Below are 25913 nucleotides of genomic sequence, written 5' to 3' on the forward strand. Positions count from 1 at the left end.
TGAGACCCTTTCTGTCAGAGTAATAAGACCATTATGTATCAGGAACTGGCCACGCTTTTTCAGCAGCAGGCGCAGGGTGGACGACGCGAGCGCCTCTGTCGCGCCCTGCGGCAGGCGATCGTCAGCGGCCAGCTGCGCCACGGTGAGAAGCTTCCCTCCAGCCGTCAGCTGGCCGCAGAGCTGTCAGTCGCGCGCGTAACCGCGGAAGCGGCCTACGCGCAGCTGGAAAGCGAAGGTTATCTGCAGCGCCACACCGGACGCGGTACTTTTGTCGCGATTACGCTGGCTCCGCCGCCAGATACGCCGTCAACCCGCCGGGCACCGCACTTCTCGCAGCGTGGCCTGCAGCTGCTGGCGACCGGCGGCTGTCAGGATCCGCCCTTCCCCGCCGCGTTTGCCGCCGGATCGCCTGATTTACGGGCTTTCCCGCATACGCAGTGGCGGCGCATCAGCAGCAACGTGCAGCGCCGGCTCGGCAGCCGCGTAATGGGCTACGGCGATCCGCTCGGCTACCTGCCGCTGCGCGAGGCGGTCTCGGAGTATCTGAGCCTGTCGCGCGGTATGCGCTGTCGTCCGGAACAGGTCATCATCCTGACCAGCTCGCAGCAGGCGCTGCAGCTGCTGGCGCTGCTGCTGCTGGATCCGGATGATGAGGTGTGGCTGGAGGATCCCGGCTATCCGGGGGCGCGTAACGCCTTTCTTGCCGCAGGCGCGCACTGCCGTGCGATGCCACTGGATGAGCACGGTGCGGTCCCGCTCTCCGGTCGCGCCCGGCTGGTTTACCTGACGCCCGGGCATCACTATCCAACCGGTATAGCGATGAGTCTGGCACGGCGGCTGCAGTGGCTGGCGTGGGCGCAGCAGCATAACAGCTGGCTGATTGAAGATGATTACGACAGCGAATTTCATTACGGTGATCGGCCTGCTCCGGCGCTGCAGGGCATGACGCGCGACAGCAGGGTTATCTCACTGGGGACCTTTTCCAAAACCCTGTTTCCCTCCCTGCGCCTGGCGTGGATGGTGGTACCGCCGCAGCTGACTGAGCCGCTGGGCCGGGCGCGCAGCGTGCTGGATGGGCATAGCGCGCTGCTGCCGCAGGCTATCACCGCTGAATTTCTGCAGCAGGGCCATTTTGCCAGCCATCTGCGGCTGATGCGGCAGCTCTATCACTACCGGCGCAACCGGCTTCTGGAAGAGATTCATAGCCGTATGCAGCCGTGGCTGCGCCCGCTTCCGGCAAACGGTGGTCTGCAACTGGCCGTCTCGCTGCTGCAGGGCAATGAGGCAGCGCTGACACAGCGGGCAGCGGCAGCGGGTCTGCTGCTGCCGCCTCTCTCACCGCTCTGCCATACAGCTGCACCGCAGCCCGGCTGGCTGCTCGGCTTTGCAGCGCTGACGCCGGCTGAGATCGCCGGCGCCTGCGATAAGCTGGTTATGCTGCTGGCGCGCGAAGCACGCAGCACCAGGTGATAACGGAACCGGCCACGGCACAGAGCGCGCCCGCCAGATAGACGGCGCCATAGCCAGACGCCGTCGCCAGCAGTCCGGTTAGCGGGCCGCTGATCCCATAGGCGATATCCTGAAAGGCAGAGAAAGCGCCCAGGGCAGTACCGCGTATCTGCGGCGCGACGCGACGCACCACTTCAACCCCCAGCGCCGGAAAGATCAGCGAGCAGCCACAGCCGGTGAGGGCCGCCCCCGCCAGCGCCAGCCAGCCTGAGGTGGCAACGGCAAGCAGCAGCAGACCCAGCGCTTCCACCAGCAGTGACACCAGCGCGACCCGGCTCCCGCCATAGCGATCCGGCAGATGACCAAAGAGGATCCGCACCCCGGTAAAAGCGCAGCCAAAGGCGGTGAGCGCAAAGCCGGCGTGTCCCCACGCCTGAGCAGCAAAATAGAGCGAGGTAAAGGTGCCGATTACGGCGAAACCGGCGCCCTGCAGCGCCAGCACCAGCCCCGGTGAAAAAATGGCGCTGATAACGCTCCACAGCGACGGCCGCGTACCGCCGGCAACCGGCACCGCACGGATCCAGCCGTTAACCAGCAGAGCCAGCAGCGGCAGCAGCAGCGCCGCACCGCTGATAGCCAGCAGCCCGCCATGCTGATACATCAGCACTCCCAGCGGAGCGCCTGCCGCCAGCGCGCCATAAATCGCCATTCCGTTCCAGGACATGACCAGACCAGAGCGCCTGGCCCCCGCCAGCCCCAGCCCCCAGGTCAGGTTACCGGTCAGCAGCAGGCTTTCCCCTGCGCCCAGCAGCAGACGCGCCACTATCAGCAGCATAAAGCGCACGCCGGGTGCGACCGGCAGCAACACGGCAGCGGCATAGGCAGCCCCTGTCAGCGCAATCGTCAGCATACCGTAGCGGGTGGTAGCGCGTGCTCCCTGCTGATCCGCACGCCGGCCGGCAAAACCGCGCGTCAGCAGGGTGGCAATAAACTGACTGCCGGTTGCAATGCCCACCATCAGGTTACTCATGCCCAGTTCCTGATGCACATACAGCGGGATCACCGGCAGTGCCAGTCCGGCGGTCAGATAGCTGAGAAACACGGCAAACGAGGTACAGGCGAGCGGCAATACGGACGCGTTAGCGTGAGCGGTCATGTTTGCGCACTCCTTGTCAGCGACGATAGCGCAGGGAAATTACGGGAAGGTAAAACAGGAGTGTATGCAGGTCAAAGCGGGGTTGTCAAAACGGCTCAGGCTGAGCAGAGAAAGCCAGGCTGCCATCGCGGCAGCCTGTGATATCCCGTCAGGGGGCGACGGGACGCGGGCAGATTCAGCCCTGATATTTACGCATGGTCAGCGTGGCGTTGGTGCCGCCAAAGCCGAAGCTGTTGGACATGACCGTGGTCAGCTCTTTTTCCGTTGGCTGCGTCACGATGTTCATCCCTGCTGCGGCCTCGTCCAGATCGTCGATGTTGATGCTCGGCGCGATAAAGCTGTGCTCCAGCATCAGCAGGGTGTAGATCGCTTCCTGCACGCCCGCTGCACCCAGGGAGTGACCGGTCATGGCTTTGGTCGCTGAAATGTACGGGGTGTTGTCACCAAACACTTCACGGATTGCGCCCAGCTCTTTCACATCGCCAACCGGCGTGGAGGTGCCATGCGTGTTCAGATAGTCGATCGGTGCATCGAGGCCCTGCATCGCCATCTTCATGCAGCGCACCGCGCCTTCACCTGACGGTGCAACCATGTCAGCGCCATCAGACGTTGCGCCATAGCCAACAATCTCAGCATAGATATGCGCACCACGTGCCAGCGCATGCTCCAGCTCTTCAACCACAACCATGCCACCGCCGCCGGCGATAACAAAACCGTCACGGTTAGCATCATAGGTGCGCGAGGCTTTCTCAGGCGCATCGTTATATTTGGTCGAAAGTGCGCCCATCGCGTCAAACTCGCAGGACATTTCCCAGGTCAGCTCTTCACCGCCACCGGCAAAGACCACATCCTGTTTGCCCAGCTGAATCTGCTCAACGGCGTTGCCGATGCAGTGTGCTGAGGTGGCACAGGCGGAGCTGATGGAGTAGTTCACGCCATGAATTTTAAACGGGGTCGCGAGGCAGGCAGATACACCTGAGGCCATGGCTTTGGTCACTACATAAGGACCCACGCCTTTCAGGCCGCGCGGACCGCGCATAGCGTCAGCACCGAACACCTGATAGCGCGGTGAACCACCGCCGGAACCGGCGATCAGACCCACGCGCGGATTGTTCTGATACTGCTCGTCAGTCAGGCCTGAATCTTTGACCGCTTCCGCCATAGAAAGATAGGCGTAAACAGAGGCATCACTCATGAAACGCACGATTTTGCGATCGATGAGCCCGTTGGTATCCAGTTTGACGTTGCCCCACACGTGGCTGCGCATACCGGCTTCTTTCATCTCTTCAGAGAAAGTGATACCGGAACGGCCTTCACGCAGAGAAGCCAGCACTTCCTGCTGGTTATTACCAATGCTGGAAACGATACCCAGGCCAGTAATCACTGCACGTTTCATTCAATAGTCCTCATTCCACATCTTTTTGGATTGACGTGCACTCTAGCGTACAGTTGTACGCCGAACAAGTCCGATCAGCCATTTCCTTTTGTAAATTTGCGTCATGTGACGCCACTCGCTAAAATCGCGCCACTGCCTGAAAAATGAGCCTTTCCCGTGAAATTATCCCCGGTTGAACACGCGCAATTAACCTGGAACGATCAGGGTACACCTGTTTCCCGAGCGTTCGATGATGTCTACTTCTCTAACGATAATGGACTGGAAGAGACCCGCTATGTGTTTCTCGGTGGTAATCAGCTGCCGCAGCGTTTCAGCACGCATACGCGCGATCTGTTTATTGTGGCGGAGAGCGGCTTTGGCACCGGTCTGAACTTTCTCACATTATGGCAGGCGTTCGATCAGTTTCGCGCGCAGCAGCCTGCTGCGACGCTGCAGCGGCTGCACTTTATCAGCTGTGAAAAGTATCCGCTAACGCAGGCCGATCTCGCTGCCGCGCAGGCGCGCTGGCCGGAGCTGGCGCCGTGGGCAACGCAGCTGCAGCAGCAGTGGCCATCGGCGCTGCCCGGCTGTCAGCGGCTGCTGTTTGACGGTGGACGGGTTACGCTTGATCTCTGGTTTGGCGACATTAATACGCTGATATCAGAGTTTGATGAGAGCCTGCAGGGTCAGGTTGACGCCTGGTTCCTGGACGGCTTTGCGCCGTCTAAAAATCCGGATATGTGGACCCCGGCGCTGTTCAGCGCTCTGGCACGGCTGGCACGTGCCGGAGGAACGCTGGCGACCTTTACCGCTGCGGGTTTTGTCAGGCGTGGCCTGCAGGAAGCGGGATTTACCATCAGTAAACGTAAAGGCTTTGCGCATAAGCGCGAAATGCTGACCGGCACGCTGGCGCATGCGGTGCCGCTGCCAGCCGTGCAGCCGTGGTATGCGCGGCCTGCAGCAGCGGGCCAGGATGTCGCCATCATTGGCGGCGGCGTCGCCAGTGCGCTGCTGGCGCTGGCATTACTGCGCCGCGGCTGGCGCGTGACGCTCTACTGCGCCGATGAGGCCCCGGCACTGGGTGCATCCGGCAACCGTCAGGCAGCGCTCTACCCCTTACTGAACCAGCACGATCCCGCGCTGGCGCAGTTTTTCCCCGCCGCTTTCAGCTTCGCGCGTCGTCTTTACGATAGCCTGCCGGAGCGTGCTGAACAGAGCTGGTGCGGAGTGCTGCAGCTGGCGTGGGATGAAAAAAGCGCCGATAAGATTGCGCAGATGCTGGCCCTGGCGCTGCCGGCGGAGATCGCTTACGGCGTCTCACCGGCCGAGGCGGAGCAGCTGGCGGGCGTTGCGCTGGGTATGGGCGGCATCTGCTATCCGCGTGGCGGATGGATCTCCCCTTCCCAGCTTACCAGCAACCTGCTGGATCAGGCGCAGACGCAGGGTCTGCACCAGCACTGGCTGCACCGGGTTACGCAGCTGACGCCGCATGAAAACGGCTGGACGCTGCACTTTTCCGACCGGGCTGATGTGCAGCATCAGAATGTCGTACTGGCCAACGGGCATGCGCTGCGGACGCTGGAACAGAGCCAGGATCTGCCGGTCTACCCGGTCGCAGGCCAGGTAAGCCATGCGCCCTCATCAGCCGCGCTGGCAAACCTGCAGAGCGTGCTCTGTTACGATGGCTATCTGACACCCGTCAGCCCGACGTTTGGCACCCACTGCATCGGCGCCAGCTATCATCGCGGTGACACCGCGACCGCTTTTCGTGCCGATGATCAGCAGAGCAACCGTCAGCGTCTGATGGCGTGCCTGCCGCAGGCCGCCTGGCCGCAGCAGGTTGATCTCAGTGATAACGAGGCGCGGACTGGCGTGCGCTGCGCCACGCGCGATCATCTGCCCATGAGCGGCGGCCTGCCAGACTACGCTGCCACGCTGGCGCAGTATGCTGACCTGCCGGGACAGCGCGCCCGCGGGGAGAAGATTGCTGAAGCCCCGCACTATCACGGGCTGTTCGTGCTGGGGGCGCTGGGATCGCGCGGGCTCTGCAGCGCGCCGCTGGCAGCTGAAGTGCTGGCGGCACAAATGAGCGGTGAGCCGCAGCCGCTCGATGCCGCAACGCTGGCGGCGCTGAATCCGAACCGCTACTGGGTACGTAAATTGCTGAAGGGAAAAAAGGCGGGGCGCTGAGAGCCGGGGCGAAAAGTCGCCCCGCGCATCAGGCGGTCTGACGTGCCTGACTAAACAGGTTATCCCACATGCCGACCACCAGCGCCTGATCGCGTGGCGAGAGTTCACCGGCGGCGATAGCATTCTGCAGGCTCCGGGAGACGACAATCTGCAGCGCTTCCGGCGTGTGTTCGCCGCTCTGCTCAATTTCCGCAACCGCCAGCGTCAGATGGCCGCGCAGATAACCGCTGGCAAACAGCTCATCATCACTGGCGTGATCGACCATATCGTCAATCAGCGCCAGAATGCGGGACTCAAATTCTACGATCATCTCTCATTCCTTTCATTTTAAGCAGGCGAATTAAAGCGTTTCCGGCCACGGAAACTGCGCTGCAGTGAGCGCTGGCGTACCATAATAGCGGTTCAGCGCCGCAATAAACTGTGCCGGGCGAGCCGGGATCCCCTGCTCCAGATAGTGCATCACCTGGGCATGGACCCGGCGCTGAAACGCAATGCGATCGGGTTCACAATCGCCTTCGAGATTGTCACAGCTGACATTAAAGGGGAAGTCCGCCGCAACGCAGAATAGCCACTCCAGCGCCTGCGGTTTTACTTCAACCGCTTCAAACTGGCTCTGCGTCTGCGCATCACGCCCGTCGGGGCAGTACCAGTAGCCAAAATCAACCTGCTGCCGACGCGCGTCGCCCGCAATACACCAGTGCGAAATTTCATGCAGCGCGCTGGCGTAAAATCCATGGGCAAAAACTACGCGGTGCCAGGGTGATTCCGCATCTGCCGGAAGATAAATCGGTTCATCATCGCCTTTAATTAGACGTGTCTTAAAAGTCTCAGCAAAGCAGCCGTCGAAGATGTCGATCAGCTGCTGATAGTGGTGTTCTGTCGGCATAGTCATCTGTCAGTTAATCATCTGGCGCCATTGTCGCACCGGCGGCACGATTTGACGAGTCGGTTTATCCTGCGGCAAACCAGGCCAGTAGCTCAGCCCCGTGGCTGTCCCACAGCAGTTTGGCGCTCATGACCGCAGAAACGGTCACAACCATCGGGCGGATCAGCCGCTGGCCACGGCTCAGCACCAGCCGCGCACCCAGCCGCGCCCCGATAAATGCGCCGAGCAGCATCACTACGCCGGTTCCCCACACCAGTTTGCCGCCAAACATAAAGAACAGCAGGCTGGCGAAGTTGGAGGTGAAATTCAGCACCTTGGCATGCGCCGTCGCTTTGGCGAGATTGAAACCGCAAAGCGTGACAAAGGCGAGCGCATAGAAGGAGCCGGCTCCCGGACCGAAGAATCCATCATAGAAGCCCACACAGCCGCCGCCCACCAGCGCAAACGCCACGCCCTGCAGACGATGCTCGCGATCCACCTCTCCCAGACGCGGCATCAGCAGAAACCAGAGTCCGATGGCGATAAGCAGCAGCGGCAGGATCTGACGCAGAATATCCGCCTGAATATGCTGGATCAGCAGCGTGCCGCCGACCGCGCCGAGAAACGTCATCGCGATGTTCAGCCGCTGGTCACGCAGGTTTACGGCGCCACGGCGGACAAAATAGAGGCTGGCGGAGAAAGAGCCGCCAACCGACTGCAGCTTGTTGGTCGCCAGCGCCTGTGCCGGTGACAGCCCGGCCGCCAGCAGCGAAGGAACGGTCAGCAGTCCACCGCCGCCGGCAATGGAGTCGATAAAAGCGGCCAGTATGGCAACAAAAAACAGTACGCCAAGGATAAGCGGGCTGACGATAAAAAGGTCCATTTCACTTCTCGCAGCAGGTAGCAGACAAGCCCGGCGCGGGGCAATAGCCGTTGCGCGCCGGGAGAGGTACTCAGAGCCGGTGGTTATCCAGCAGCGCCTGGCAGGATGGCGGCAGCGGCGGCGGGGCTTTTTTTACCGGTGGCGTGCTGCCGGGCTTTTTCGGCAGGAACCAGCTCTCAAGCTCTGCACCGCAGCCGTCGCCCGGCGGCGGTGGCGCCTGATCTTCACACTCCAGGCTGCCGGCCGGACAGCGCAGGCGCACATGCATATGCGCCCGATGCGCAAACCACGGGCGAACTTTATGCAGCCACTCGCGATCGCTGCCGGCATCGGCGCAAAGCTGTTTTTTGATCGCCGGATTCACAAAAATTCGCGTGACGTCGCTGTCTTTCGCGGCCAGCTTGATCAGGCTATCAATCTGCGGCTGCCAGTGACGGGCGATCACCTGTTTATCATCCGGCGCCACCAGATCCAGCGGCTGCGGCTTCAGCAACTGCTGTGCGCTCCAGCGGGTTTTTGGCAGCTGCAGCCAGATATCCACATCCAGTCCGGTCTGATGACTGGCGTGGCCGCTGCTGAAACGTCCACCCGCCGCCATTCCCATATCGCCAATCAGCACCTGCCCCAGATGAAGCTGACGGGTGCGGGTGCTGAGGCGCTCAATAAAGGCGATCAGATCGGGATGACCATAGTAGCGGCGCTGATCCTGACGCATGACCTGATAGTCCGGTGCGTCCAGCGGCAGCGCCTGCGCGCCGACGATACAGCCATTGGCAAAGCCGCCAATCGACTGCGGCGCACCAGAGACAGGGTGCTGGATCTGCTGCCACGGCGTGGCGGCAACGGCGGCCGCGCTACCCAGCAGCGCGGCGAAAGTGAGCAGAGCGCGGCGCATCATAAGGCTCACCAGCGCGGTACGCTGCTGTTAACGTCAGCGTTTTGCCCGCGCTGGCGTAACAGGTGATCCATCAGCACAATCGCCATCATCGCTTCGGCAATGGGCACGGCGCGAATGCCGACGCAGGGATCGTGACGCCCTTTGGTGATCATCTCCACCTCCTCCCCCGTGCGGGTAATAGTGTTACCCGGTACGGTAATGCTGGAGGTCGGTTTCATCGCCAGGTTGGCGCTGATGGTCTGCCCGCTGCTGATGCCGCCGAGGATGCCGCCGGCGTGATTGCTCTGAAAGCCGCTGGCGCGGATTTCGTCGCGATGCTCGCTGCCGCGCTGGTTAACGACGGCAAAGCCATCGCCAATCTCTACGCCTTTAACGGCGTTGATGCTCATCAGCGCATGCGCCAGATCGGCATCGAGGCGATCGAACACCGGCTCACCGAGGCCCGGTGGCACGTTTTCCGCCATCACGGTCACTTTCGCGCCGATAGAGTCGCCCTCTTTCTTCAGGGCGCGCATCAGCGTATCCAGCGCCTCCAGCTTGCTGGCGTCCGGACAGAAAAACGGATTCTCTTCAACGATGCTCCAGTCTTTCAGCTCACAGGCGACGTCGCCAATCTGCGCCAGATAGCCACGCACCACGATACCGTGCTGCTGCTGCAGATATTTTTTGGCGATGGCACCGGCGGCCACGCGCATAGCGGTTTCGCGTGCTGAGGAGCGTCCGCCTCCGCGATAGTCGCGCAGACCATACTTCTGCTCATAGGTGTAATCCGCGTGGCCGGGCCGGAACAGATCTTTAATCGCGCCGTAATCCTGCGAACGCTGATCGGTGTTCTCGATTAACAGGCCGATAGAGGTGCCGGTAGTGACCCCTTCAAACACACCAGACAAAATTTTCACCTGATCCGGCTCGCGACGCTGGGTGGTATAGCGCGAGGTGCCGGGACGGCGGCGATCGAGATCGTGCTGGATATCGGTTTCAGTCAGCGGAATACCGGGTGGCACGCCGTCAACGATGCAGCCCAGCGCAAGACCGTGCGACTCGCCAAACGTAGTAACGCGAAAAAGTTGTCCAATGCTGTTTCCGGCCATGATGGCTCCTTGTTGCCATAGTGCGGGCGCTCAGGCGCGCCGCAAATTAATCTTTAAAAAAGGAGAAATGGTGCTGCGCCGCCACGATCTGATCGCGCGTCAGCATAAAGACGCCGTCGCCGCCGTTATCAAACTCCAGCCAGGTGAAAGGCACGTCAGGATATTGCTCAATCATATGCACCATGCTGTTGCCGACTTCGCAAATCAGCACGCCCTGCTCGCTGAGATAGTCAGGCGCACAGGCGAGAATGCGGCGTACCAGCTTCAGGCCATCGCTGCCAGCCGCCAGGCCAAGTTCCGGTTCATGATGATATTCGCCAGGCAGATCGCCCATATCTTCCGCATCCACGTACGGCGGGTTGGTGACGATCAGGTCATATTTTACCGGTGGCAGGTTGCGGAACAGATCGGCGCGAATCGGCGTGACGTGATGCAGCAGGCCATGCTCTTCAATGTTTTGTTCCGCCACCGCCAGCGCGTCGTGGGAGATATCGACCGCATCCACTTCCGCTTCAGGAAAGGCATAGGCGCAGGCGATAGCGATGCAGCCGCTGCCGGTACACATATCCAGAATATGCTGTGGCTGGCCGGGGATCAGACCCGCAAAGCGGTTTTCAATCAGCTCGCCAATGGGTGAGCGCGGAACCAGCACCCGTTCGTCCACGTAGAACTCATGTCCGCAGAACCAGGCTTTGTTGGTCAGGTAAGCGACCGGAATACGTTCATTCACGCGGCGGATCACCCGCTCAACGATACGGTGCCGTTCACTGGCGGTCAGGCGCGCATTGCGCATATCTTCAGGAATATCGAGCGGCAGCCACAGAGTGGGCAGAACCAGCTGGACCGCTTCGTCCCAGGGATTATCCGTGCCGTGACCGTACCAGATGCCAGCCGCTGAAAAACGGCTGACGGCCCAGCGCAACATATCCTGAATAGTGTGCAGTTCGTTTACTGCCTCATCGACGAAAATCTTGTCCACGTAGCCCTCCGCAGGCCATAAAATCAATCGGCCGATAGTTTGCCATGAAGCGGGCCAGAATTCAGCGCAGCGAGGCGAAAAAGCTGACATTTGTCAGCGCTTAGCGGTAAGGTAACAGCCCGGTAAACTGCAACGTTGAAAGAATTTTCCCGCCATGAGTAAAAAGACGCCGCTGAACGACGACGATCAGGCGCTGTTTCGTCAGTTAATGATCGGGACGCGTAAGCTGAAACAGGACACTATCGTACATAAACCTGCGGTTAAAACCCGGGAAGTCCCGCTGAAACGTCTGCTTTCCGAACAGGCTGACAACAGCCACTATTTTTCCGATGAGTTTCAGCCGCTGCTCTCCAGCGACGGGCCGGTGCGCTATGTCCGTGCTGACGTCAGCCACTATGAACTGAAGAAGCTGCGTCGCGGTGACTACACGCCGGAAATTTTTCTCGACCTGCACGGGCTGACGCAGATGCAGGCGAAGCAGGAGCTGGGCGCGCTCATCGCCGCCTGCCGCCGCGAACATATTTTTTGCGCCAGCGTCATGACCGGCCACGGAAAACATATTCTTAAACAGCAGACGCCGCTATGGCTGGCGCAGCACCCGCATGTGATGGCGTTTCACCAGGCACCTAAAATGTTCGGCGGCGACGCCGCACTGCTGGTGCTGATTGAGGTAGAAGAGTGGCAACCGCCCGAACTGCCTTAGCAGATGAGGTGGCAGGTGGCAGCAAGGCGGCAAGCAAATGAATCCCCGGGAGCTTACATCAGTAAGTGACCGGGGTGAAGGCGCGCAGCCAGTGCAGCTGCAGCCTGTACGCGCGTATTCCCCGAAATAATTCAGGTTGCAGCAAGGCGGCAAGCAAATGAATCCCCGGGAGCTTACATCAGTAAGTGACCGGGGTGAAGGCGCGCAGCCAACGCAGCTGCAGCCTGAATTATGAAGGGGAATCAGATAGCTTTAGCAAGCCTGGCCGGACTCACCTGCCACAAAAGCTTACCTTCGCACTCGTCGGCATTAAAATCGATACAGGCGATAGCCGACGTGGCGAACATGGGCGGCGCTTCCTGCGGGCACAGCTCAGAAACCAGGTATCCTACCAGCGGCAGATGCGAAATCACCAGCACGGCTTTCACGCCCTGCACCGCCAGCGCCTGCAAATGCAATGCGACCTGTCCCGGATCGCCGCCCGGCGTCAGTTCAGAAAGAACGTCCTGGTTTTGCGGCAAATCCAGTGCCTCGCGCACGGTGGCGAGCGTCTGCCCGGCGCGCAGATAGGGGCTGACCAGCACCCTTCCGATATCCGGCGTCTGGCTGTTGAGCCAGCTCGCCATCTGACGTGATTCGTTACAGCCGCACAGCGTAAGGGGGCGAGCAGAATCGCTCGCGGCTTCCAGAGCTGCATCGCCATGACGCATGATAAAAACTTGCATAAAGCACCGCTGTTGTTGGTCGATATCGTCCGGTACCACGGCACCAGACGCTTCATTCTGCGAATGAAGGCTGTGTTTTACCCCAATGGCTTCAGTATAGTCAACCGGTTGCTTATTAAATAAGCGCCCGCTAAATCGGTACCGGCTGACCTGTACTGCATCTTCTCTGCTAAGCGGCTGAATATGCACCGCTCTTGCTGAATGTGATTAAATGTAAAAATGCGCGCCGCTTTCTGCCCGCTTTAGCAGCGCCTCGCACGGGGCAAAGCGATCGCCATGCTGCTGGGCGAGGGCCGTAAGTCTCTCCACAAGCGCAGCGCTGCCGTATCGATCCATATAACGGAACGGTCCGCCAAGAAAAGGTGGAAAGCCGATGCCGAATACCGCAGCAACGTCGCCATCGCGTGCCGAACGGATCACCGACTCATCCAGACAGCGCGCGGCCTCATTTAACAGCATCAGCATGCAGCGTTCAGCAATCTGCTGCTCACTCTGACGCGCCTCAGGTTTCAGAGCGAGCAGCGTATAGAGGCTGCGATCCGCTTTATGCGCGCCGGGCCAGCGTCTCTTCTCATAGTGATAAAACCCTTTCCGGTTTTTTCGTCCTTTGCGATCGTCAGCGAGAATAGCATCAACCGCGGCCTGCGGTGCGGCAAAGCGCGCGCCATAAGCCTGCTCAAGCAGCGGGCTGATTTTACTGCCAGTGTCGATACCGACTTCATCAAGCAGCTGCAACGGCCCTACCGGAAAACCCGCTTTTACCAGAGCCTGGTCAATATGTTCGACCGGTTCCCCCTCCAGCAGACAGCGCAGCGCTTCGTTGATATAGGGGGCGAGGATACGGTTAACGTAGAAGCCAGGGCGATCCGCTACCACTACTGCAGTTTTACCCTGCTTTTGCGCCAGCCGCAGCGTGGTAGCCAGCGTTTCCGCTGACGTTGCCGCATGCGGGATCACCTCCACCAGCGGCATTTTATCTACCGGACTGAAGTAGTGCAGCCCGATGATATTTTGCGGCCGCTGCGCCTGCGCGGCGATAGCGCTGATAGCGAGCGAGGATGTATTCGAGGCGAAAATGGTGTCGGGCTGACAGTGCTGCTCCATTTCCGCCACCATCTGCTGCTTCAGTGCCAGATCTTCAAATACCGCTTCAATGACCACATCGCGCCGGCTGAAGCCCTGATAGTCGGTACCGCCGCTGATGCGCGCCATCTGCTGCTGACGCTCTGCGGGTTTCAGCTGACGCCGCCTGACTTTTTTTGTCAGCAGATCCCAGCTGTAGCGCAGCGCGTGATTGATTCCGCTGAGCTGGATATCTTTGATACGCACCGGCAGTTCCGCTTTCAGCGCCGTCACGCTGGCAATCCCTCCGCCCATCAGCCCACCACCCAGTACGCCCACCTGCTGCAGCGTGCGCACTTCGCCCTCTGCGGCGGCGGCTTTTTTCAGCGCGGTGGACGCGAAAAACAGGCTGCGCAGCGCTGCCGATTCCGGCGTGAGCGCCAGCTCGCCAAACGCCTGCGCTTCAGCCTCATGTCCCGCCTGGCTACCCTGCTCCAGCCCGATGCGCACCACCTGCAGAATGCGCCCGGTCGCCGGATAGTTACCCTGAGTTTTTTTATCCGTCTGACGCTTTGCCAGCGCAAACAGCAACGGGCGCCCCGCAAAGCTCTGCATCAGGCGCGCCCGCTGTGGCAACGTCCGCGCCGCGCCCTTTCCTTTATGAACGCGCGCCACCGACGTTGCCAGTAAAATGGCCGGCGGCACCGCATCATCGACCAGGCCCAGCTTAAGCGCCTGCCGGGCGCGCAGGGCTTTACCGCTGAGTATCAGCGACAGCGCCTGCTCTGCGCCAATCAATTGCGGCAACCGCTGTGTGCCGCCGGAACCAGGCAGCAGGCCCAGCTGAACTTCAGGCAGACCAAGCCGGGTCTTCTCATCCAGCGAACAGATGCGGGCGTCGCACGCCAGCGCCAGCTCCAGACCGCCCCCCAGACAGGCGCCGTGTATCGCCGCCACAACCGGAAACGGCAGCGCTGCAATCTCCGCCATCACCTCCTGCCCCTGCTTCGCCAGCGCCTGCGCTTCAGCTGATGAGTGGCAGCGGTCGATCATGCTGATATCAGCACCCGCAATAAAATTGTCCGTTTTGCCGGAAATCAGTACCAGACCCGCCAGCTGCGGATGCTGACGGGCTGCGGCGATCACCGCGCGGATCTGCGCGGCAAACTCAGCGCGCAGCGTATTCATTTTTTCACCCGGCACATCAATGGTGATCACACCAACATGATCCGGGCGCAGGGTTAACTCAAACGCGGTATGCTGCATTATTCAGCCTCCAGAACCATTGCAGTGCCCAAACCGCCCGCCGCGCAGGCGGTTACCAGTCCCAGTCCGCCACCGCGCCGCCGCAGTTCATGCAGCGTCTGGGCGATCATGCGGGCACCGGTGGCGGCAAACGGATGCCCGTAGGCGATGGAGCCGCCCAGCACATTAAAGCGGTCATCATCAACCTCGCCCAGCGCCTGCGGCCGGTTGAGCACCTCACGCGCAAAGCGCGCATCGCTGAACAGCTTCAGGTTGGCTAACGTCTGGGCGGCAAAGGCTTCATGCATGTCAATCAGCGTTAAATCACCCAGCGTGACGCCAGCGCGATCCAGCGCCAGCGGCGAGGCGTAAGCCGGGCCCAGCAGCATGTCGGTCTGCACATCGATGGCGGTAAACGCGTAGCTGCGCAGGTAGCCCAGCGGCGCTATTCCCAGTTCGCGGGCGCGCCCTTCACGCATCAGGATGAGGGCTGCCGCGCCGTCCGTCAGCGGCGTACTGTTTGCTGCGGTTACCGAGCCGTGACGCCGGTCAAACGCAGGCCGCAGTCGGGCATAATCGGCCGCGCTGGCGTTAAAGCGGATGGTGTTGTCCTGCTCAACCGGCGCTTTCCACGGCGGCACAAAGGCGGGCATGACCTCCTGCTGCAGTACGCCGCTCTGCCAGGCCTGTGCGGCACGCTGATGTGAGCGCAGGGCAAGCGCATCCTGCTGCTCACGCGTAATACCCCAGGTTTTAGCCATCTGCTCAGCCGTATCTCCCATGCGCAGTCCGGTTGAATACTCCGCCACGGCAGGCGGCACCGGCAGCAGATCGCGCGGGCGCAGACGCCGCAGGAGCTGCAGCTTTTTGCCCACTGTCCGCGCACGGTTAAGATCGACCAGCGCACGCGCCAGCGTTTTGCTGACACCAATCGGTAACACGGAGGAGGAGTCTGCGCCGCCGGCAATTCCGGCATCGATGGTGCCCGCCATCAGGCTCTCCGCTACGTTAGCGACGGCCTGAAAGCTGGTTGCACAGGCGCGACTGACGCTGTAGGCGTCCGTGTGCACGCTCAGCCCGCTGCTCAGCACAATTTCGCGCGCAATATTTGGCGCTTCCGGCATCTGTATCACCTGACCAAACACCAGCTGATCGATTACCTCAACCGGCAGTTCGCTGCGCACCAGCAGTTCGCTGACCACCATACGCCCCAGCTCCAGCGCCGGAATGCCGTGGAAATCGCTCGCCTGCCGGACAAAAGGCGTACGCAGCCCGTGAGTAATAGCGATACGTTCGCCCTGACGCGTCAGCAACGGCTGCGCTCTGCTCATGCTTTTCCCCCTGTAACCGACGATCTGACACCATTGCCAGAGAGGTCTGACCTGATCGTCAGTGTTAACCATCCGGCGACGGCTCGCCAATAGCAAAGAGAAAAAAGTGCGAGGAAAAACACGAAAATAGCGATTCGCCGTCGCGGATTGACGGCGATGCAGAATTAACGCAGGGCGAGCTGAAAAATCAGCGCTTCAGCCTGACAGGCAAAGGTAAATTCAGCGTTCAGGCGTATACCTTCCGGCTCTGAGGTAAATTGCGACGTAATCTCACAGGGTTCAGAGGCAGTTTGCTGCGCTTTCTCCGTCAGTGTTAACAGCATCGCTTCGGCAGCTGCGCGATCGGGAAACAGCGCTGACCAGCGGGCACTGCAGTCGCTGTTATCAATCACAATGCCCGTATCCACACAGCAGCAGGCAGCGGTCTCGCGGGCACTGCATTTATTAATGGTCTGACTCATGAGGTTTCTCCGGCTGAAAAAGCGGGCGATCTAAGGGGATGTTCTGTCATAAAGTGTACGCCTGCGGGCCATTTTCCTCTATCATTGCGCCGCTAAGTGACGAATATCACAATAAAATTTGATCCAAAACAAACCTGAGCCGGTATGCTGACGGCGCAGTATAAAGAAATTGTTAAGCAGATCTGATTTTATCGATCAAGTCTGTAATATTTGAAAAACATTATTGCAACTTACACACAGGTCAGACCTATACTCGTCGCACTGGTCTGATATGTCTGTTTAGTCTCAGTCCCTACAATCCGCCGTCCTTTGTTACGCGACGTGACAACGTTTAATAATAATTTTGATGAGGTTGTGGTCATGAACCATAAGAACCTGTTTGCAAAGTCAGCTGTGGCAGCTGCAGTGGCGCTCGTCTCCTCCCAGGTTTACGCCGCAGGCTTTCAACTTAACGAATTCTCAGCAATTGGATTAGGTCGCGCTTATTCAGGCGAAGGCGCGATGGGTGACACAGCAGCATCGGCCAGTCGTAACCCCGCCACCATGGCACTGATGGATAGCCCGATGTTCTCGATCGGCGCAGTCTATATCGATCCTGAAGTGGATATCAGCGGACGCAGTCCGCTCACCGGCAATAGCCTGAACGCGAATAACATTGCGCCTAATCAGTGGGTACCAAATATTCACTATGTTCAGCCGCTTACCGATCGGTGGTGGGTGGGCGCATCCGCAACCTCAAACTATGGCCTGGCCACTGAATTCAATAATGGTTATGCCGCAGGGGGCTATGGCGGTAAAACCGATCTGATGACCGCTAACCTTAATCTCAGCACCGCCTATCGTCTGAACGAGCACCTGAGCGTTGGCGTTGGCTTTGATGCGGTTTATGCCCGCGCCAAAATTGAGCGTTATGCCGGTGAAGCTGGCCCGGCAGTGGGCTTCCCGTCCGATCTGCAGGTCGCACACCTTAAAGGCAATGAGTGGGGCTATGGCTGGAACGCCGGCGTGCTGTATGAAGTGGATAAAAATAACCGTTTCGGCTTTACCTACCGCTCTGAAGTAAAAGTCGACTTTGACGGCAATTATAAAAACGATATCCCGGCGGCGTTTGGCGGTACCGGCGGCTCAACGGTGCCCGGCTACCTGACCCTGAACCTGCCGGAAATGTGGGAAGTGTCCGGCTGGCATAAAGTTGCGCCGCAGTGGGCAGTGCACTACAGCCTTGCCTATACCAGCTGGAGCCAGTTCCAGGAGCTGAAAGCGACCGGCAGCCGCGGCCAGACGCTGTTCCAGAAAGATGAGAGCTTTAAAGATGCCTATCGCATTGCGCTGGGTACCACCTACTTCTATGACGATCGCTGGACCTTCCGTACCGGTATCGCCTTCGATGACAGCCCGGTTCCGGCCGATAAACGCTCTATCTCTATTCCGGATCAGGATCGTCTGTGGCTGAGCGCCGGTGCGTCTTACGCCTTTACGCCTGAAGCGTCAGTGGATGTCGGCGTATCTTATATGCATGGTCAGCACGTTACCGTTAATGAAGCCCCTTATACCTTCAACTCAGAAGGCAAAGCCTGGCTTTACGGCGCAAGCTTTAACTATAAGTTCTGATCGCGCCTGCCGCACAAGTAATAAGGGCAACCCGGTGGGTTGCCCTTTTTTTACGGCGCGTCGATATCCTGCAAATCGTTTTGTATCGCGCTGGCGTTTGGATTCTCTTCCGGCTTCAGCTTGCCGCCGTTAGCCAGAAAATCGTTACGCTGGAAATAGGCATTGCGGATAAAAGAGTAAGGATCCTGCTGCTGTTTCAGCAGCCCGTCAGAGTCCAGCAGCTGAGCACGCGTCTCTACTCCCTCCAGCGCCCACTTACCGATCGACATCGGCCAGGTCAGCCAGCTGAGTACCGGATAGAGCGTATCCACATAGTCACCGCCATCCTGCCGCACGGTGAAACTGCCGTAGCCGGGCAGCACCACATACGGACCGTAGCCGACACCATAACGCCCCAGCGTACTGCCAAAGCGATGCGGCACCTCGCGCGCCAGCGCCGGGTTCGCTTTGCCTGCGACGTCGATAAAGCCGCCCAGACCCAGTACGGTATTCAGGAAGAAACGCGTGAAGTGGATCCCGGCCTGACGCGGCTCGCCTACCAGAATGGAGTTAACCATGCTGGCGGGTTCATTCAGGTTGCCGAGAAAATTACTCATGCCGGTACGCGCCGGTACCGGCACATAGTCGCGCCAGGCTACCGCCACCGGGCGCACCACATAAGGATCAAGTACGTTGTAATTAAAATTGAACATCGTACGGTTAAAACCTTCCAGCGGATCGCTGCGCTGCGCCGGGGCGGCGTCATCCGCCGGTTTTGAGCTGGCGCATCCCACCAGAAGTAAACTGGCCAGTGCCAGACTGGTCAGGCGGTTATTCATGTTCTTCTCCCTGTGCGGATGATAAATGTAGCGCTTCAGGGCTGCTGCTGATTGATCTCAACAGTCAGCGGCTGGTGACCCTCCCACGAGGTAATAGCACTGAGCCCGAACCAGTCCCCGGCCTGAGGATTTGCGCTGCCGTCGCGGGCAATACGCACTCTGACCTGAACCTGATGCTGCGCCGAAAGCAGGCGATCGGGCATCATAGCGTTGCTGTCATCCAGCGTAAGCGATAGCGGAAAGTGGCTAAGCGGCAGGCGCTTAACGGCCACGGGCACCGGTGAAACACCGTCAGATACAGAAATATACAACACTCCGTCCGGCGGCAACATTTTTTCTGCCGGCGGCGACAGCTTGACCGTCAGGCTCAGCGCAACCGCCTGCTGCCCGGCAGCGGTTTTCGCCTGCTCAATGCTGCGCTGAATCAGCGTTATGCGCGGATCGCCGGCAGGCAGCAACGCCAGCATGGCGCGCCACGCGTCGAGCGCTTCAGTATAGTTCTGCTGTCCGGATGCGTTGAACGCCAGCAGGCTAAGCGTACGCAGATTCGCGCTGTCGCGCTTGAGCAGCGCATGCAGCAGCACGCTCGCCTGCCGGTTATCCTGCGGATCGCCGGAACGCGTCAGGACTTCGGCGTAATCCTGCTGCAGCTCCAGGCTGTCAGGCGCACGCTGCAGCGCGCGCTCAAACGCCTGTCCGGCAGCGGTAGCATTGTTCAGCACCATACCAAGCCGCCCCAGCATCGCCCACTCATCGGCGCTGCCGGGTGTCTGCTGCAGCGCCGTGCGCAGTCCCAGCTGCAGGCGCGCCAGCTCCTCCATCGTCAGCGGCTGCGCATCCGGATCCATTACGCGGGCGCGCAGCGCCGGATAGTCACGCTGAACGGCGAGCCAGCCCGCGAGCTGTGCGTAGCCGCCGGTTTGCAGATAGACCCCGGTTGTCACCAGCAGCAGCAGGATCACGCCCGGCAGCAGGATCCAGCGGCTGCTCTGCCGCGCCGGAAGAGTCTGCCCGTCGGGTACGTCCGTCAGCAGCATCTGCTGCAGATCGCGCTCCATCTCCGCCCGGTTGGCTACCACGCCTTCCGTTTCATCACGCTGCAGCTCGCGCAGGCGCTGCTGGTAAAAGGCGGTGTTAAGCCGGTCGCGTTCGCCAGCATGGTGTTCACGCTGACGCCATCCCGCAGCCAGAAACAGCGCTACCGCAGCCGCCAGTAAGACGATCAGAGTCATGCAAAATACAATCATTACGGCTTCCCGTTACGTTCCAGAATCGCCGCCAGGCGCTGTTGTTCATCGTCATTCAGTTCAGTCGTTTCACGCGCGCGGCGGTTACGCAGCAGGATCACCCCGCCGCCCAGCAGCACAAACAGCGCCGGACCGGCCCATAAAATCAGCGTCGCGGGCGTCAGCGGCGGATCGTAAGTGACAAAGTGACCGTAGCGCGCCACCATGTAATCCACTATCTGCTGCCGGCTCTTGCCCTGCTGCATCAGCTCATAGACTTTCAGGCGCATGTCAGCGGCAATCATGGCGTTTGAATCTGCAATGCTGTTGTTCTGGCATTTCGGGCAGCGCAGTGAGGCGGTGATCGCCCGGTACTGATCCTCCTGCTGCAGCGAGGTAAACTGCAGGCTATCTGTGGTGGTGGCCCGGACGCTGAGCGTAAGCAGCAGCGCCGTCAGCGCAATAAGCAGCCTGCTCATGCCCCCGCCTCCCGGCTATATTTTTCCCACAGCGGTTTAACTTCTTCATTCCAGACGCGCTCGTTCATATCACCGGCGTGGCGATAACGAATGATGCCGTGGCCATCAATGAGAAAGGTTTCCGGCGCACCGTAGACACCGAGGTCAAGCCCCAGCATGCCGCTGCCGTCGTAGAGGCTCAGCGCGTAAGGGTTGCCCAGCGTATTAAGCCAGTTTATCGCTTTCGTACGGTCATCTTTATAGTTGAGGCCAACCACGCGCACGCCCTGCTCCGCCAGCCGGTTCAGATAGTGATGCTCAGCGCGGCAGGTCGGACACCAGGTTGCCCAGACGTTGAGCAGCAGCGGCTGACCATCGGTAAGGATCTGCTGGCTGTAGATTTTGCCTGGCTGATCCAGCGCTTCCAGTCTGAACTGTGGCACCGGTTTGCCCGTCAGGGCTGACTCAAGCCGGGAGGGATCGTCACCCTGTGCATTACGCGACAGCTGCCACAGCAGCGCTGCCGCCAGCAGCAGAAACAGCGCCAGGGGAATAAAGAGAATTTTTTTGCTCATGCCCGCTCCTCACGCGCAACTTTTTTCCGCGCGCGATAACGCGGATCCAGCAGGCAGAGCAGGCCGCCTGCCGCCATAAACAGGCCGCCAAACCAGATCCAGCGGACAAAGGGTTTGTAGTAGAGGCGTACGGCCCAGGCGCCGTTATCCAGCTCCTCGCCGAGTGCGGCATAGAGATCGCGGGTAAATCCGCCGCTGATCGCCGCTTCGGTCATCATGGTGCGGGCAGCGGTATAAAAGCGTTTTTCCGCCCGCAGTACCGCTTCCGGTTTGCCATCGCGGGTGACATCGATGATCGCCACGCCGCCGCTGTAGTTAGGCCCCTGCAGGTTATGCACGTCGCGGAACACAAAGTGATAGCGATGAATATCGATGCTGTCGCCCGCCTTCATGCGCACATCGCGCTCAACGCTGTACTGGGTGCTGAACGCGATGCCTACTACCGTTACCGCTACGCCCAGATGCCCCAGCACCATGCCCCAGTGGCTGCGCGACAGATGCCACAGCCCTTTCAGCAGGCTATGCCGGTGAGTCGCGCGCTCATGCAGCTCCATCAGCGTCAGCAGCGTGACCCAGATCGCCATCAGCAGCCCGGTTACCGTCATCGCTTCAATGCGATCTTCCAGCAGCCACGGCAGCAGAACAGAGAGCAGCAGGGTAACCACCAGCCCGGCACTCAGCCGCTTCCACAGCTTTTGCGGCTCATCACGCCGCCAGCGCACCAGCGGACCAATACCGAGCAGCAGCGCAAACGGCGCCATCAGCCAGCTGAACAGCGTATTAAAGAAAGGTTCTCCCACTGAGATACTGCCCAGCCCCAGCTGCTTGTGCACCAGCGGCAGCAGCGTACCGAGCAGGACCACCAGCATTGCCGCAATCAGCAGCACGTTATTGCTCAGCAGAAACGATTCCCGCGACCAGATTTCACTCTGCACGCGGCTGCGTACCTGACCGCCGCGCAGCGCATAGAGCAGCAGCGAGCTGCCAATCACGATGATCAGAAAAGCGAGAATAAACATCCCGCGCGCCGGATCGGAGGCAAAGGCATGCACCGAGACCAGCACGCCGGAGCGCACCAGAAAGGTGCCGAGCAGGCTGAGCGAAAACGTCGCGATCGCCAGCAGCACGGTCCAGGCTTTGAAGCTGCCGCGCTTTTCCGTTACCGCCAGCGAGTGCATCAGCGCGGTTCCGGCCAGCCACGGCATAAACGAGGCGTTTTCCACCGGGTCCCAGAACCACCAGCCGCCCCAGCCCAGCTCATAATAGGCCCACGCCGATCCCAGCACGATACCGATGGTCAGAAACACCCATGCGGCGGTGGTCCAGGGGCGCGACCAGCGCGCCCAGGCGGTATCCAGCCGTCCGGTCATCAGCGAGGCGATGGCAAAGGCAAAGGCGACCGAAAAACCGACATAGCCCATATAGAGCAGCGGCGGATGGAAGATCAGGCCGATATCCTGCAGCATCGGGTTAAGATCGCCGCCGTCGATGGGGAAATCAGGCAGCGTGCGGGCAAACGGGTTGGAGGTCAGCAGGATAAACAGCAGAAAGCCGGCGTTGATCATCCCCATTACCGCCAGCACGCGCGCCAGCGCATCGCGCGGCATCTCGCGGCTGAAAATTGCCACCGCCAGCGACCAGCTGCTGAGCAGCAGTACCCACAGCAGCAGCGATCCTTCATGCGCACCCCAGGTCGCGGCGACGCGGTAATAGACCGGCAGCAGCGTATTTGAATTTGTCGCGACGTATGCAACGGTGAAATCGTTCACCACAAATGCGTGCACCAGCACCATAAAGGCGGCGGCAATGGCTAAAAACATGCCCCAGGTCAGCGGTCGCGCGAGCGTCATCAGCCGCGCATCCTGACGCGCGGCGCCCCACAGCGGGTAAATACTCAGCAGCAGCGCCAGGCCCAGCGCCAGACAGAGCAGAAAAGTTCCGATTTCCGGCATCATGGCTGATTACCCGCCGGCTGATAGCGCACTGCGGCGCGGGTATGATTGGTATTCATTGCGTCCTGAATTTCCGGCGGCGTATATTTTTCGTCGTGCTTGGCCAGCACTTCCCGGGCGCTGATAACATTACCCGCCTGCAGTACGCCCTGCGCCACTACCCCCTGCCCTTCGCGGAAGAGATCGGGCAGGATGCCGTTATAGCTGACGCTGACCACGCCTCTGGCGTCATACAGGCTGAAGGTTACCGCCAGCGACTGCGGATCGCGCCTCACGCTGCCTGGCATCACCATGCCGCCCACGCGCAGACGCTGCCCCGCTTCCGGCTTCAGCTGCGCGTCGCCTTTGCCGTTGATAATCTCGCCCGGCGTATAGAACAGATCGATGTTTGAGCGCAGGGCATACATCACCAGCGCGGTCGCGAGGCCAAGGCCGGTAAGAATAGCCAGCACCACCAAAAGGCGGTTGCGACGACGGAGATTCATCCTGCCTCCCCGGCAGCGCGCGCGCGCTGTTTAGTCTGTGCCGCACGCACACGCTGCTCCCGCGCCTGACGCTGACGGATCTCCGCCAGCAGACGCCGCCGCTGCAGTAGCGTATGCAGCACCAGGCCCAGTAGCGGGATCAGGGTGCAGGCAACCGACAGCCAGACAAAAAAGGCGTAGCCGCCCATAGCAAAGAATTCACTCCATGAGGTGAAGGCCGGACTCATGCTTTTGCTCCCTGCTGTGCCAGCGCGATAGCCCACGGACGATGCCGTTCGGTCAGTAAAATCAGGTTACGCAGCCGCATCAGCGTCAGCGTGATAAACAGCAGCAGATAGCCGAGAATCGACCAGCGCAGCGGCGTGCGCATAGAGGGATCGATTGCCTGCTGCAGCAGACCGGATGAGCCCTGATGCAGCGTGTTCCACCACTGCACAGAAAAATGAATAATCGGCAGGTTCACCACGCCGACGAGGATCAGGATACCGGCGGCGCGGCCCGCCGTGCGGCGATCGTCAAAGGCGAGCCAGAGCGCCATCGCGCCCATATAAAGGAACAGCAGCACCAGCTCTGAGGTGAGGCGCGCATCCCAGATCCACCAGGTTCCCCACATCGGTTTGCCCCATGCGGAGCCGGTAATCAGCGCAATAAAGGTAAAGGCGGCTCCCACCGGCGCCATCGCGGCGGCGGCCAGGTCAGCCATTTTCAGCTGCCACACCAGACCGGTAAAGGCGGCAATCGCCATGGCGGCGTAGATCCCCATTGACCACATGGCAGCGGGCACGTGCAGGTACATAATCCGGAAGCTATTGCCCTGCTGGTAATCAGCCGGGGCGAAGCCAAATCCCCATCCCCAGCCAAGCAGCAGCGCGCCGGCTGCGGCAATCGCCATGCCGGGAATAAGTCGCCCGCATAGCTGGTAAAGGCGTTCCGGCCTTGCCCACTGATGTATCCATTTCCACATTTGCATTGCTCACACTAATAATAAAGAGGGAACGGCTTCTCTGAGGAAGCGCGCTACTGCAGGCTGATCCGCAGCGCCGCAGCGGTGGCAAACGGCGACAGCGTCGCACTTACCGCCAGCATCGCGCCCAGAACCGCCAGATAGCCGCCAACTGGCAGCCCCTGCCCGGCGGCGTCGATAGCCGCACTGGCAAAAATCAGAACCGGAATGGTCAGCGGCAGCACCAGCAGGCTGAGCAGCACGCCGCCACGCCGCAATCCCGTTGTCAGGCCGGTGCCGATAGCACCAAGAAAGCTCAGCGTCGGCGTACCCAGCGTCAGCGTCAGCGCCAGCGCGCGCCAGCCTGCCATATCCAGCGACAGCAGCAGCGCCGCCAGCGGTGACAGCAGGATCAGCGGCAGGCCGGTGACCAGCCAGTGAGCGATCACTTTACCCAGCACCGTGACCGGCAGCGGTGCCGGCAACAGCAGCAGCTGCTCCAGCGATCCATCAAGGAAATCGTCGCGGAACAGGCGCTCCAGCGCCAGCAGCGAAGCCAGCAGAGCGGCGACCCAGACCACGCCGGGCGCAATGCGCGCCAGCTGCTGCGGCTCCGGACCGATGCCGAGCGGAAACAGCGTAATGACGATGAGAAAGAACCACAGCGGGTTGATCACTTCAGCCCCGCTGCGAAACGCAATTTTCAGTTCACGCCGGAGAATACGCAGCAGCATTATTGCCACTCCCCGCTCAGGCGTATTTTACGTAGCGCGGCGGCGGGCAGCTCCTGATGCGTGGTGAGGATCACCGCCCCGCCCTGGCTGGCGTGCTGGTTAAAACGCGCCATGAGTGCTTCGACACCGGCTTTATCGATGGCGGTCAGCGGTTCATCCAGGATCCACAGTCGGGCTGAGCTGAGCCAGAGGCGCGCCAGCGCGACGCGCCGCTGCTGACCCGCAGAGAGCTGCGCCACCGGCACCTCTTCATAGCCGGTCAGGCTGACCTGCTCCAGCGCCGCATACAGCGCCGTCTGGCTGCTGTCGCCGTGCCAGAAACGCAGATTTTCCAGCGGAGAGAGTACCGCTTTTACGCCAGGCTGATGGCCAAGATAGAGCAGGTTTTGTTGCCATATTTCACGCTGGCGCTGCAGCGTTTCGCCCTGCCAGCGCACTTCGCCCTCTTCTGCCCGGCTAAGCCCGGCCAGCAGACGCAGCAGTGAGGTTTTACCGGCGCCGTTCGGCCCTTCTATCTGCACGAGGTCACCCGGCCGGACATGGAAGCTCAGCCCATGGAACAGCATTCGCTCATCGCGAACGCATGAGAGATTAATGACTTCGAACATAGAGGGGCGCATCACCGCAAAAAATGAGGCGGCGATAATACCACACTGTTGCAGTGCGCCGAAGAGTGTGACCGTGCTCTCATTTCGCTG

The 25913-nt window shown here is 60.4% G+C and carries 26 protein-coding genes; 4 read left to right on the forward strand and 22 right to left on the reverse strand.

From position 1 onward, the window contains the following. Positions 1-33 precede the first annotated feature (33 nt). A complete protein-coding gene (locus DBY66_RS08235) occupies positions 34-1470 on the forward strand; it encodes a PLP-dependent aminotransferase family protein (protein WP_108569492.1) in 1437 nt (478 codons plus the stop codon). Here DBY66_RS08235 and DBY66_RS08240 read toward each other — a convergent pair. After that, positions 1433-2605, reverse strand: a complete 1173-nt coding sequence (locus tag DBY66_RS08240) for an arabinose transporter (RefSeq protein ID WP_108569491.1) — start codon at positions 2603-2605, stop codon at positions 1433-1435. The genes DBY66_RS08235 and DBY66_RS08240 overlap by 38 nt on opposite strands. Positions 2606-2780: 175 nt before the next feature. Beyond that, positions 2781-4001: a beta-ketoacyl-ACP synthase I gene (gene fabB / locus DBY66_RS08245; protein WP_108569490.1), complete on the reverse strand. Its 1221-nt coding sequence runs from the start codon at positions 3999-4001 to the stop codon at positions 2781-2783. A 156-nt stretch (positions 4002-4157) separates the two neighbouring features. Here fabB and mnmC point away from each other — a divergent pair, with 156 nt between their 5' ends. After that, entirely contained in the window at positions 4158-6170 is a 2013-nt protein-coding gene (mnmC, locus tag DBY66_RS08250) for a bifunctional tRNA (5-methylaminomethyl-2-thiouridine)(34)-methyltransferase MnmD/FAD-dependent 5-carboxymethylaminomethyl-2-thiouridine(34) oxidoreductase MnmC (RefSeq protein WP_108569489.1), read from the forward strand. A 28-nt stretch (positions 6171-6198) separates the two neighbouring features. Here mnmC and DBY66_RS08255 read toward each other — a convergent pair whose 3' ends face one another. From DBY66_RS08255 to prmB, 6 genes are all read right to left on the reverse strand, one after another. Continuing rightward, entirely contained in the window at positions 6199-6480 is a 282-nt protein-coding gene (locus tag DBY66_RS08255) for a YfcL family protein (protein WP_039379145.1), read from the reverse strand. Positions 6481-6510: 30 nt separating this feature from the next. Then, a complete protein-coding gene (locus DBY66_RS08260; RefSeq protein WP_039379147.1) occupies positions 6511-7056 on the reverse strand; it encodes an elongation factor P hydroxylase in 546 nt (181 codons plus the stop codon). Positions 7057-7120: 64 nt separating this feature from the next. Continuing rightward, positions 7121-7918, reverse strand: a complete 798-nt coding sequence (locus DBY66_RS08265) for a sulfite exporter TauE/SafE family protein (protein ID WP_039379149.1) — start codon at positions 7916-7918, stop codon at positions 7121-7123. Positions 7919-7988: 70 nt separating this feature from the next. Beyond that, the gene (gene mepA / locus DBY66_RS08270; protein WP_094111139.1) at positions 7989-8813 is read right to left on the reverse strand and encodes a penicillin-insensitive murein endopeptidase; all 825 of its coding nucleotides are present in this window, start codon (positions 8811-8813) and stop codon (positions 7989-7991) included. Between the two features lie 8 nt (positions 8814-8821). Next, positions 8822-9907, reverse strand: coding sequence for a chorismate synthase (gene aroC / locus DBY66_RS08275; protein WP_108569488.1), 1086 nt, complete (start codon positions 9905-9907; stop codon positions 8822-8824). Between the two features lie 46 nt (positions 9908-9953). After that, complete coding sequence (gene prmB / locus DBY66_RS08280; protein ID WP_039379152.1) at positions 9954-10886, reverse strand: 50S ribosomal protein L3 N(5)-glutamine methyltransferase; 933 nt, start codon at positions 10884-10886, stop codon at positions 9954-9956. 154 nt (positions 10887-11040) lie between these two features. Here prmB and smrB point away from each other — a divergent pair, with 154 nt between their 5' ends. After that, positions 11041-11589 (forward strand): endonuclease SmrB, encoded by a 549-nt coding sequence (gene smrB / locus DBY66_RS08285; protein ID WP_039379153.1) that lies wholly within the window; start codon positions 11041-11043, stop codon positions 11587-11589. Between the two features lie 242 nt (positions 11590-11831). Here the strand turns inward: smrB and sixA are convergent, their stop codons facing one another. The 4 genes from sixA to DBY66_RS08305 form a co-directional block, all read right to left on the reverse strand. Then, positions 11832-12314: a phosphohistidine phosphatase SixA gene (gene sixA, locus DBY66_RS08290; protein WP_039385580.1), complete on the reverse strand. Its 483-nt coding sequence runs from the start codon at positions 12312-12314 to the stop codon at positions 11832-11834. 207 nt (positions 12315-12521) lie between these two features. Continuing rightward, on the reverse strand, positions 12522-14642 hold the full coding sequence (gene fadJ / locus DBY66_RS08295; protein ID WP_108569487.1) for a fatty acid oxidation complex subunit alpha FadJ: 2121 nt from the start codon (positions 14640-14642) through the stop codon (positions 12522-12524). Beyond that, positions 14642-15952, reverse strand: a complete 1311-nt coding sequence (gene fadI, locus DBY66_RS08300; protein WP_108569486.1) for an acetyl-CoA C-acyltransferase FadI — start codon at positions 15950-15952, stop codon at positions 14642-14644. The genes fadJ and fadI overlap by 1 nt, the downstream gene beginning before the upstream one ends. Positions 15953-16116: 164 nt before the next feature. Then, on the reverse strand, positions 16117-16413 hold the full coding sequence (locus tag DBY66_RS08305; protein ID WP_082032635.1) for a YfcZ/YiiS family protein: 297 nt from the start codon (positions 16411-16413) through the stop codon (positions 16117-16119). A gap of 360 nt (positions 16414-16773) precedes the next feature. Between DBY66_RS08305 and fadL the strand changes: the two genes are divergently transcribed. Then, positions 16774-18024: a long-chain fatty acid transporter FadL gene (gene fadL, locus DBY66_RS08310; protein WP_039385584.1), complete on the forward strand. Its 1251-nt coding sequence runs from the start codon at positions 16774-16776 to the stop codon at positions 18022-18024. 50 nt (positions 18025-18074) lie between these two features. Here fadL and mlaA read toward each other — a convergent pair whose 3' ends face one another. Genes mlaA through ccmA form a run of 10 tightly spaced genes read right to left on the reverse strand, consistent with a single transcriptional unit; the run spans position 18075 to position 25823 of the window. Beyond that, positions 18075-18842 carry a phospholipid-binding lipoprotein MlaA gene (mlaA, locus tag DBY66_RS08315; RefSeq protein WP_039379156.1) on the reverse strand — a complete coding sequence of 256 codons (768 nt, stop codon included), beginning with the start codon at positions 18840-18842 and terminating at the stop codon, positions 18075-18077. 35 nt (positions 18843-18877) lie between these two features. Further along, positions 18878-20089: a c-type cytochrome biogenesis protein CcmI gene (gene ccmI, locus DBY66_RS08320; RefSeq protein ID WP_108569485.1), complete on the reverse strand. Its 1212-nt coding sequence runs from the start codon at positions 20087-20089 to the stop codon at positions 18878-18880. Beyond that, positions 20089-20547 (reverse strand): cytochrome c-type biogenesis protein, encoded by a 459-nt coding sequence (locus tag DBY66_RS08325; RefSeq protein WP_039379160.1) that lies wholly within the window; start codon positions 20545-20547, stop codon positions 20089-20091. The genes ccmI and DBY66_RS08325 overlap by 1 nt, the downstream gene beginning before the upstream one ends. Beyond that, positions 20544-21101, reverse strand: a complete 558-nt coding sequence (locus DBY66_RS08330) for a DsbE family thiol:disulfide interchange protein (RefSeq protein ID WP_039379161.1) — start codon at positions 21099-21101, stop codon at positions 20544-20546. Before DBY66_RS08330 ends, DBY66_RS08325 begins: the two co-directional genes overlap by 4 nt. After that, a complete protein-coding gene (locus tag DBY66_RS08335; protein WP_108569484.1) occupies positions 21098-23056 on the reverse strand; it encodes a heme lyase CcmF/NrfE family subunit in 1959 nt (652 codons plus the stop codon). The genes DBY66_RS08330 and DBY66_RS08335 overlap by 4 nt, the downstream gene beginning before the upstream one ends. Further along, positions 23053-23538, reverse strand: a complete 486-nt coding sequence (gene ccmE / locus DBY66_RS08340) for a cytochrome c maturation protein CcmE (protein ID WP_039379164.1) — start codon at positions 23536-23538, stop codon at positions 23053-23055. Before ccmE ends, DBY66_RS08335 begins: the two co-directional genes overlap by 4 nt. Then, positions 23535-23765 carry a heme exporter protein CcmD gene (gene ccmD, locus DBY66_RS08345; RefSeq protein WP_039379165.1) on the reverse strand — a complete coding sequence of 77 codons (231 nt, stop codon included), beginning with the start codon at positions 23763-23765 and terminating at the stop codon, positions 23535-23537. Before ccmD ends, ccmE begins: the two co-directional genes overlap by 4 nt. Continuing rightward, positions 23762-24502, reverse strand: a complete 741-nt coding sequence (locus DBY66_RS08350) for a heme ABC transporter permease (protein WP_039379166.1) — start codon at positions 24500-24502, stop codon at positions 23762-23764. Before DBY66_RS08350 ends, ccmD begins: the two co-directional genes overlap by 4 nt. Positions 24503-24555: 53 nt before the next feature. Then, entirely contained in the window at positions 24556-25215 is a 660-nt protein-coding gene (ccmB, locus tag DBY66_RS08355) for a heme exporter protein CcmB (protein ID WP_108569483.1), read from the reverse strand. Further along, positions 25215-25823 (reverse strand): cytochrome c biogenesis heme-transporting ATPase CcmA, encoded by a 609-nt coding sequence (gene ccmA / locus DBY66_RS08360; RefSeq protein WP_039379169.1) that lies wholly within the window; start codon positions 25821-25823, stop codon positions 25215-25217. The genes ccmB and ccmA overlap by 1 nt, the downstream gene beginning before the upstream one ends. Positions 25824-25913: the final 90 nt, after the last annotated feature.

Origin of the sequence: Pantoea sp. RIT413 (genome assembly GCF_003057675.2) — a bacterium.
Taxonomy (GTDB): Bacteria; Pseudomonadota; Gammaproteobacteria; order Enterobacterales; family Enterobacteriaceae; genus Pantoea; species Pantoea eucrina.

What these genes read in the sequence shown, in the direction of transcription:
- ccmE (WP_039379164.1), bottom strand. Translation starts at nt 23,538, where the DNA reads ATGAATCTCCGTCGTCGCAACCGCCTTTTGGTGGTGCTGGCTATTCTT.
- DBY66_RS08235 (WP_108569492.1), top strand. Translation starts at nt 34, where the DNA reads ATGTATCAGGAACTGGCCACGCTTTTTCAGCAGCAGGCGCAGGGTGGA.
- mepA (WP_094111139.1), bottom strand. Translation starts at nt 8,813, where the DNA reads ATGCGCCGCGCTCTGCTCACTTTCGCCGCGCTGCTGGGTAGCGCGGCC.
- DBY66_RS08325 (WP_039379160.1), bottom strand. Translation starts at nt 20,547, where the DNA reads ATGAGCAGGCTGCTTATTGCGCTGACGGCGCTGCTGCTTACGCTCAGC.
- sixA (WP_039385580.1), bottom strand. Translation starts at nt 12,314, where the DNA reads ATGCAAGTTTTTATCATGCGTCATGGCGATGCAGCTCTGGAAGCCGCG.
- DBY66_RS08335 (WP_108569484.1), bottom strand. Translation starts at nt 23,056, where the DNA reads ATGATGCCGGAAATCGGAACTTTTCTGCTCTGTCTGGCGCTGGGCCTG.
- fadL (WP_039385584.1), top strand. Translation starts at nt 16,774, where the DNA reads ATGAACCATAAGAACCTGTTTGCAAAGTCAGCTGTGGCAGCTGCAGTG.
- ccmA (WP_039379169.1), bottom strand. Translation starts at nt 25,823, where the DNA reads ATGTTCGAAGTCATTAATCTCTCATGCGTTCGCGATGAGCGAATGCTG.
- mlaA (WP_039379156.1), bottom strand. Translation starts at nt 18,842, where the DNA reads ATGAATAACCGCCTGACCAGTCTGGCACTGGCCAGTTTACTTCTGGTG.
- smrB (WP_039379153.1), top strand. Translation starts at nt 11,041, where the DNA reads ATGAGTAAAAAGACGCCGCTGAACGACGACGATCAGGCGCTGTTTCGT.
- ccmI (WP_108569485.1), bottom strand. Translation starts at nt 20,089, where the DNA reads ATGATTGTATTTTGCATGACTCTGATCGTCTTACTGGCGGCTGCGGTA.
- DBY66_RS08350 (WP_039379166.1), bottom strand. Translation starts at nt 24,502, where the DNA reads ATGTGGAAATGGATACATCAGTGGGCAAGGCCGGAACGCCTTTACCAG.
- fadJ (WP_108569487.1), bottom strand. Translation starts at nt 14,642, where the DNA reads ATGCAGCATACCGCGTTTGAGTTAACCCTGCGCCCGGATCATGTTGGT.
- fadI (WP_108569486.1), bottom strand. Translation starts at nt 15,952, where the DNA reads ATGAGCAGAGCGCAGCCGTTGCTGACGCGTCAGGGCGAACGTATCGCT.
- DBY66_RS08305 (WP_082032635.1), bottom strand. Translation starts at nt 16,413, where the DNA reads ATGAGTCAGACCATTAATAAATGCAGTGCCCGCGAGACCGCTGCCTGC.
- DBY66_RS08255 (WP_039379145.1), bottom strand. Translation starts at nt 6,480, where the DNA reads ATGATCGTAGAATTTGAGTCCCGCATTCTGGCGCTGATTGACGATATG.
- DBY66_RS08240 (WP_108569491.1), bottom strand. Translation starts at nt 2,605, where the DNA reads ATGACCGCTCACGCTAACGCGTCCGTATTGCCGCTCGCCTGTACCTCG.
- DBY66_RS08260 (WP_039379147.1), bottom strand. Translation starts at nt 7,056, where the DNA reads ATGCCGACAGAACACCACTATCAGCAGCTGATCGACATCTTCGACGGC.
- ccmB (WP_108569483.1), bottom strand. Translation starts at nt 25,215, where the DNA reads ATGCTGCTGCGTATTCTCCGGCGTGAACTGAAAATTGCGTTTCGCAGC.
- ccmD (WP_039379165.1), bottom strand. Translation starts at nt 23,765, where the DNA reads ATGAGTCCGGCCTTCACCTCATGGAGTGAATTCTTTGCTATGGGCGGC.
- aroC (WP_108569488.1), bottom strand. Translation starts at nt 9,907, where the DNA reads ATGGCCGGAAACAGCATTGGACAACTTTTTCGCGTTACTACGTTTGGC.
- DBY66_RS08330 (WP_039379161.1), bottom strand. Translation starts at nt 21,101, where the DNA reads ATGAGCAAAAAAATTCTCTTTATTCCCCTGGCGCTGTTTCTGCTGCTG.
- fabB (WP_108569490.1), bottom strand. Translation starts at nt 4,001, where the DNA reads ATGAAACGTGCAGTGATTACTGGCCTGGGTATCGTTTCCAGCATTGGT.
- DBY66_RS08265 (WP_039379149.1), bottom strand. Translation starts at nt 7,918, where the DNA reads ATGGACCTTTTTATCGTCAGCCCGCTTATCCTTGGCGTACTGTTTTTT.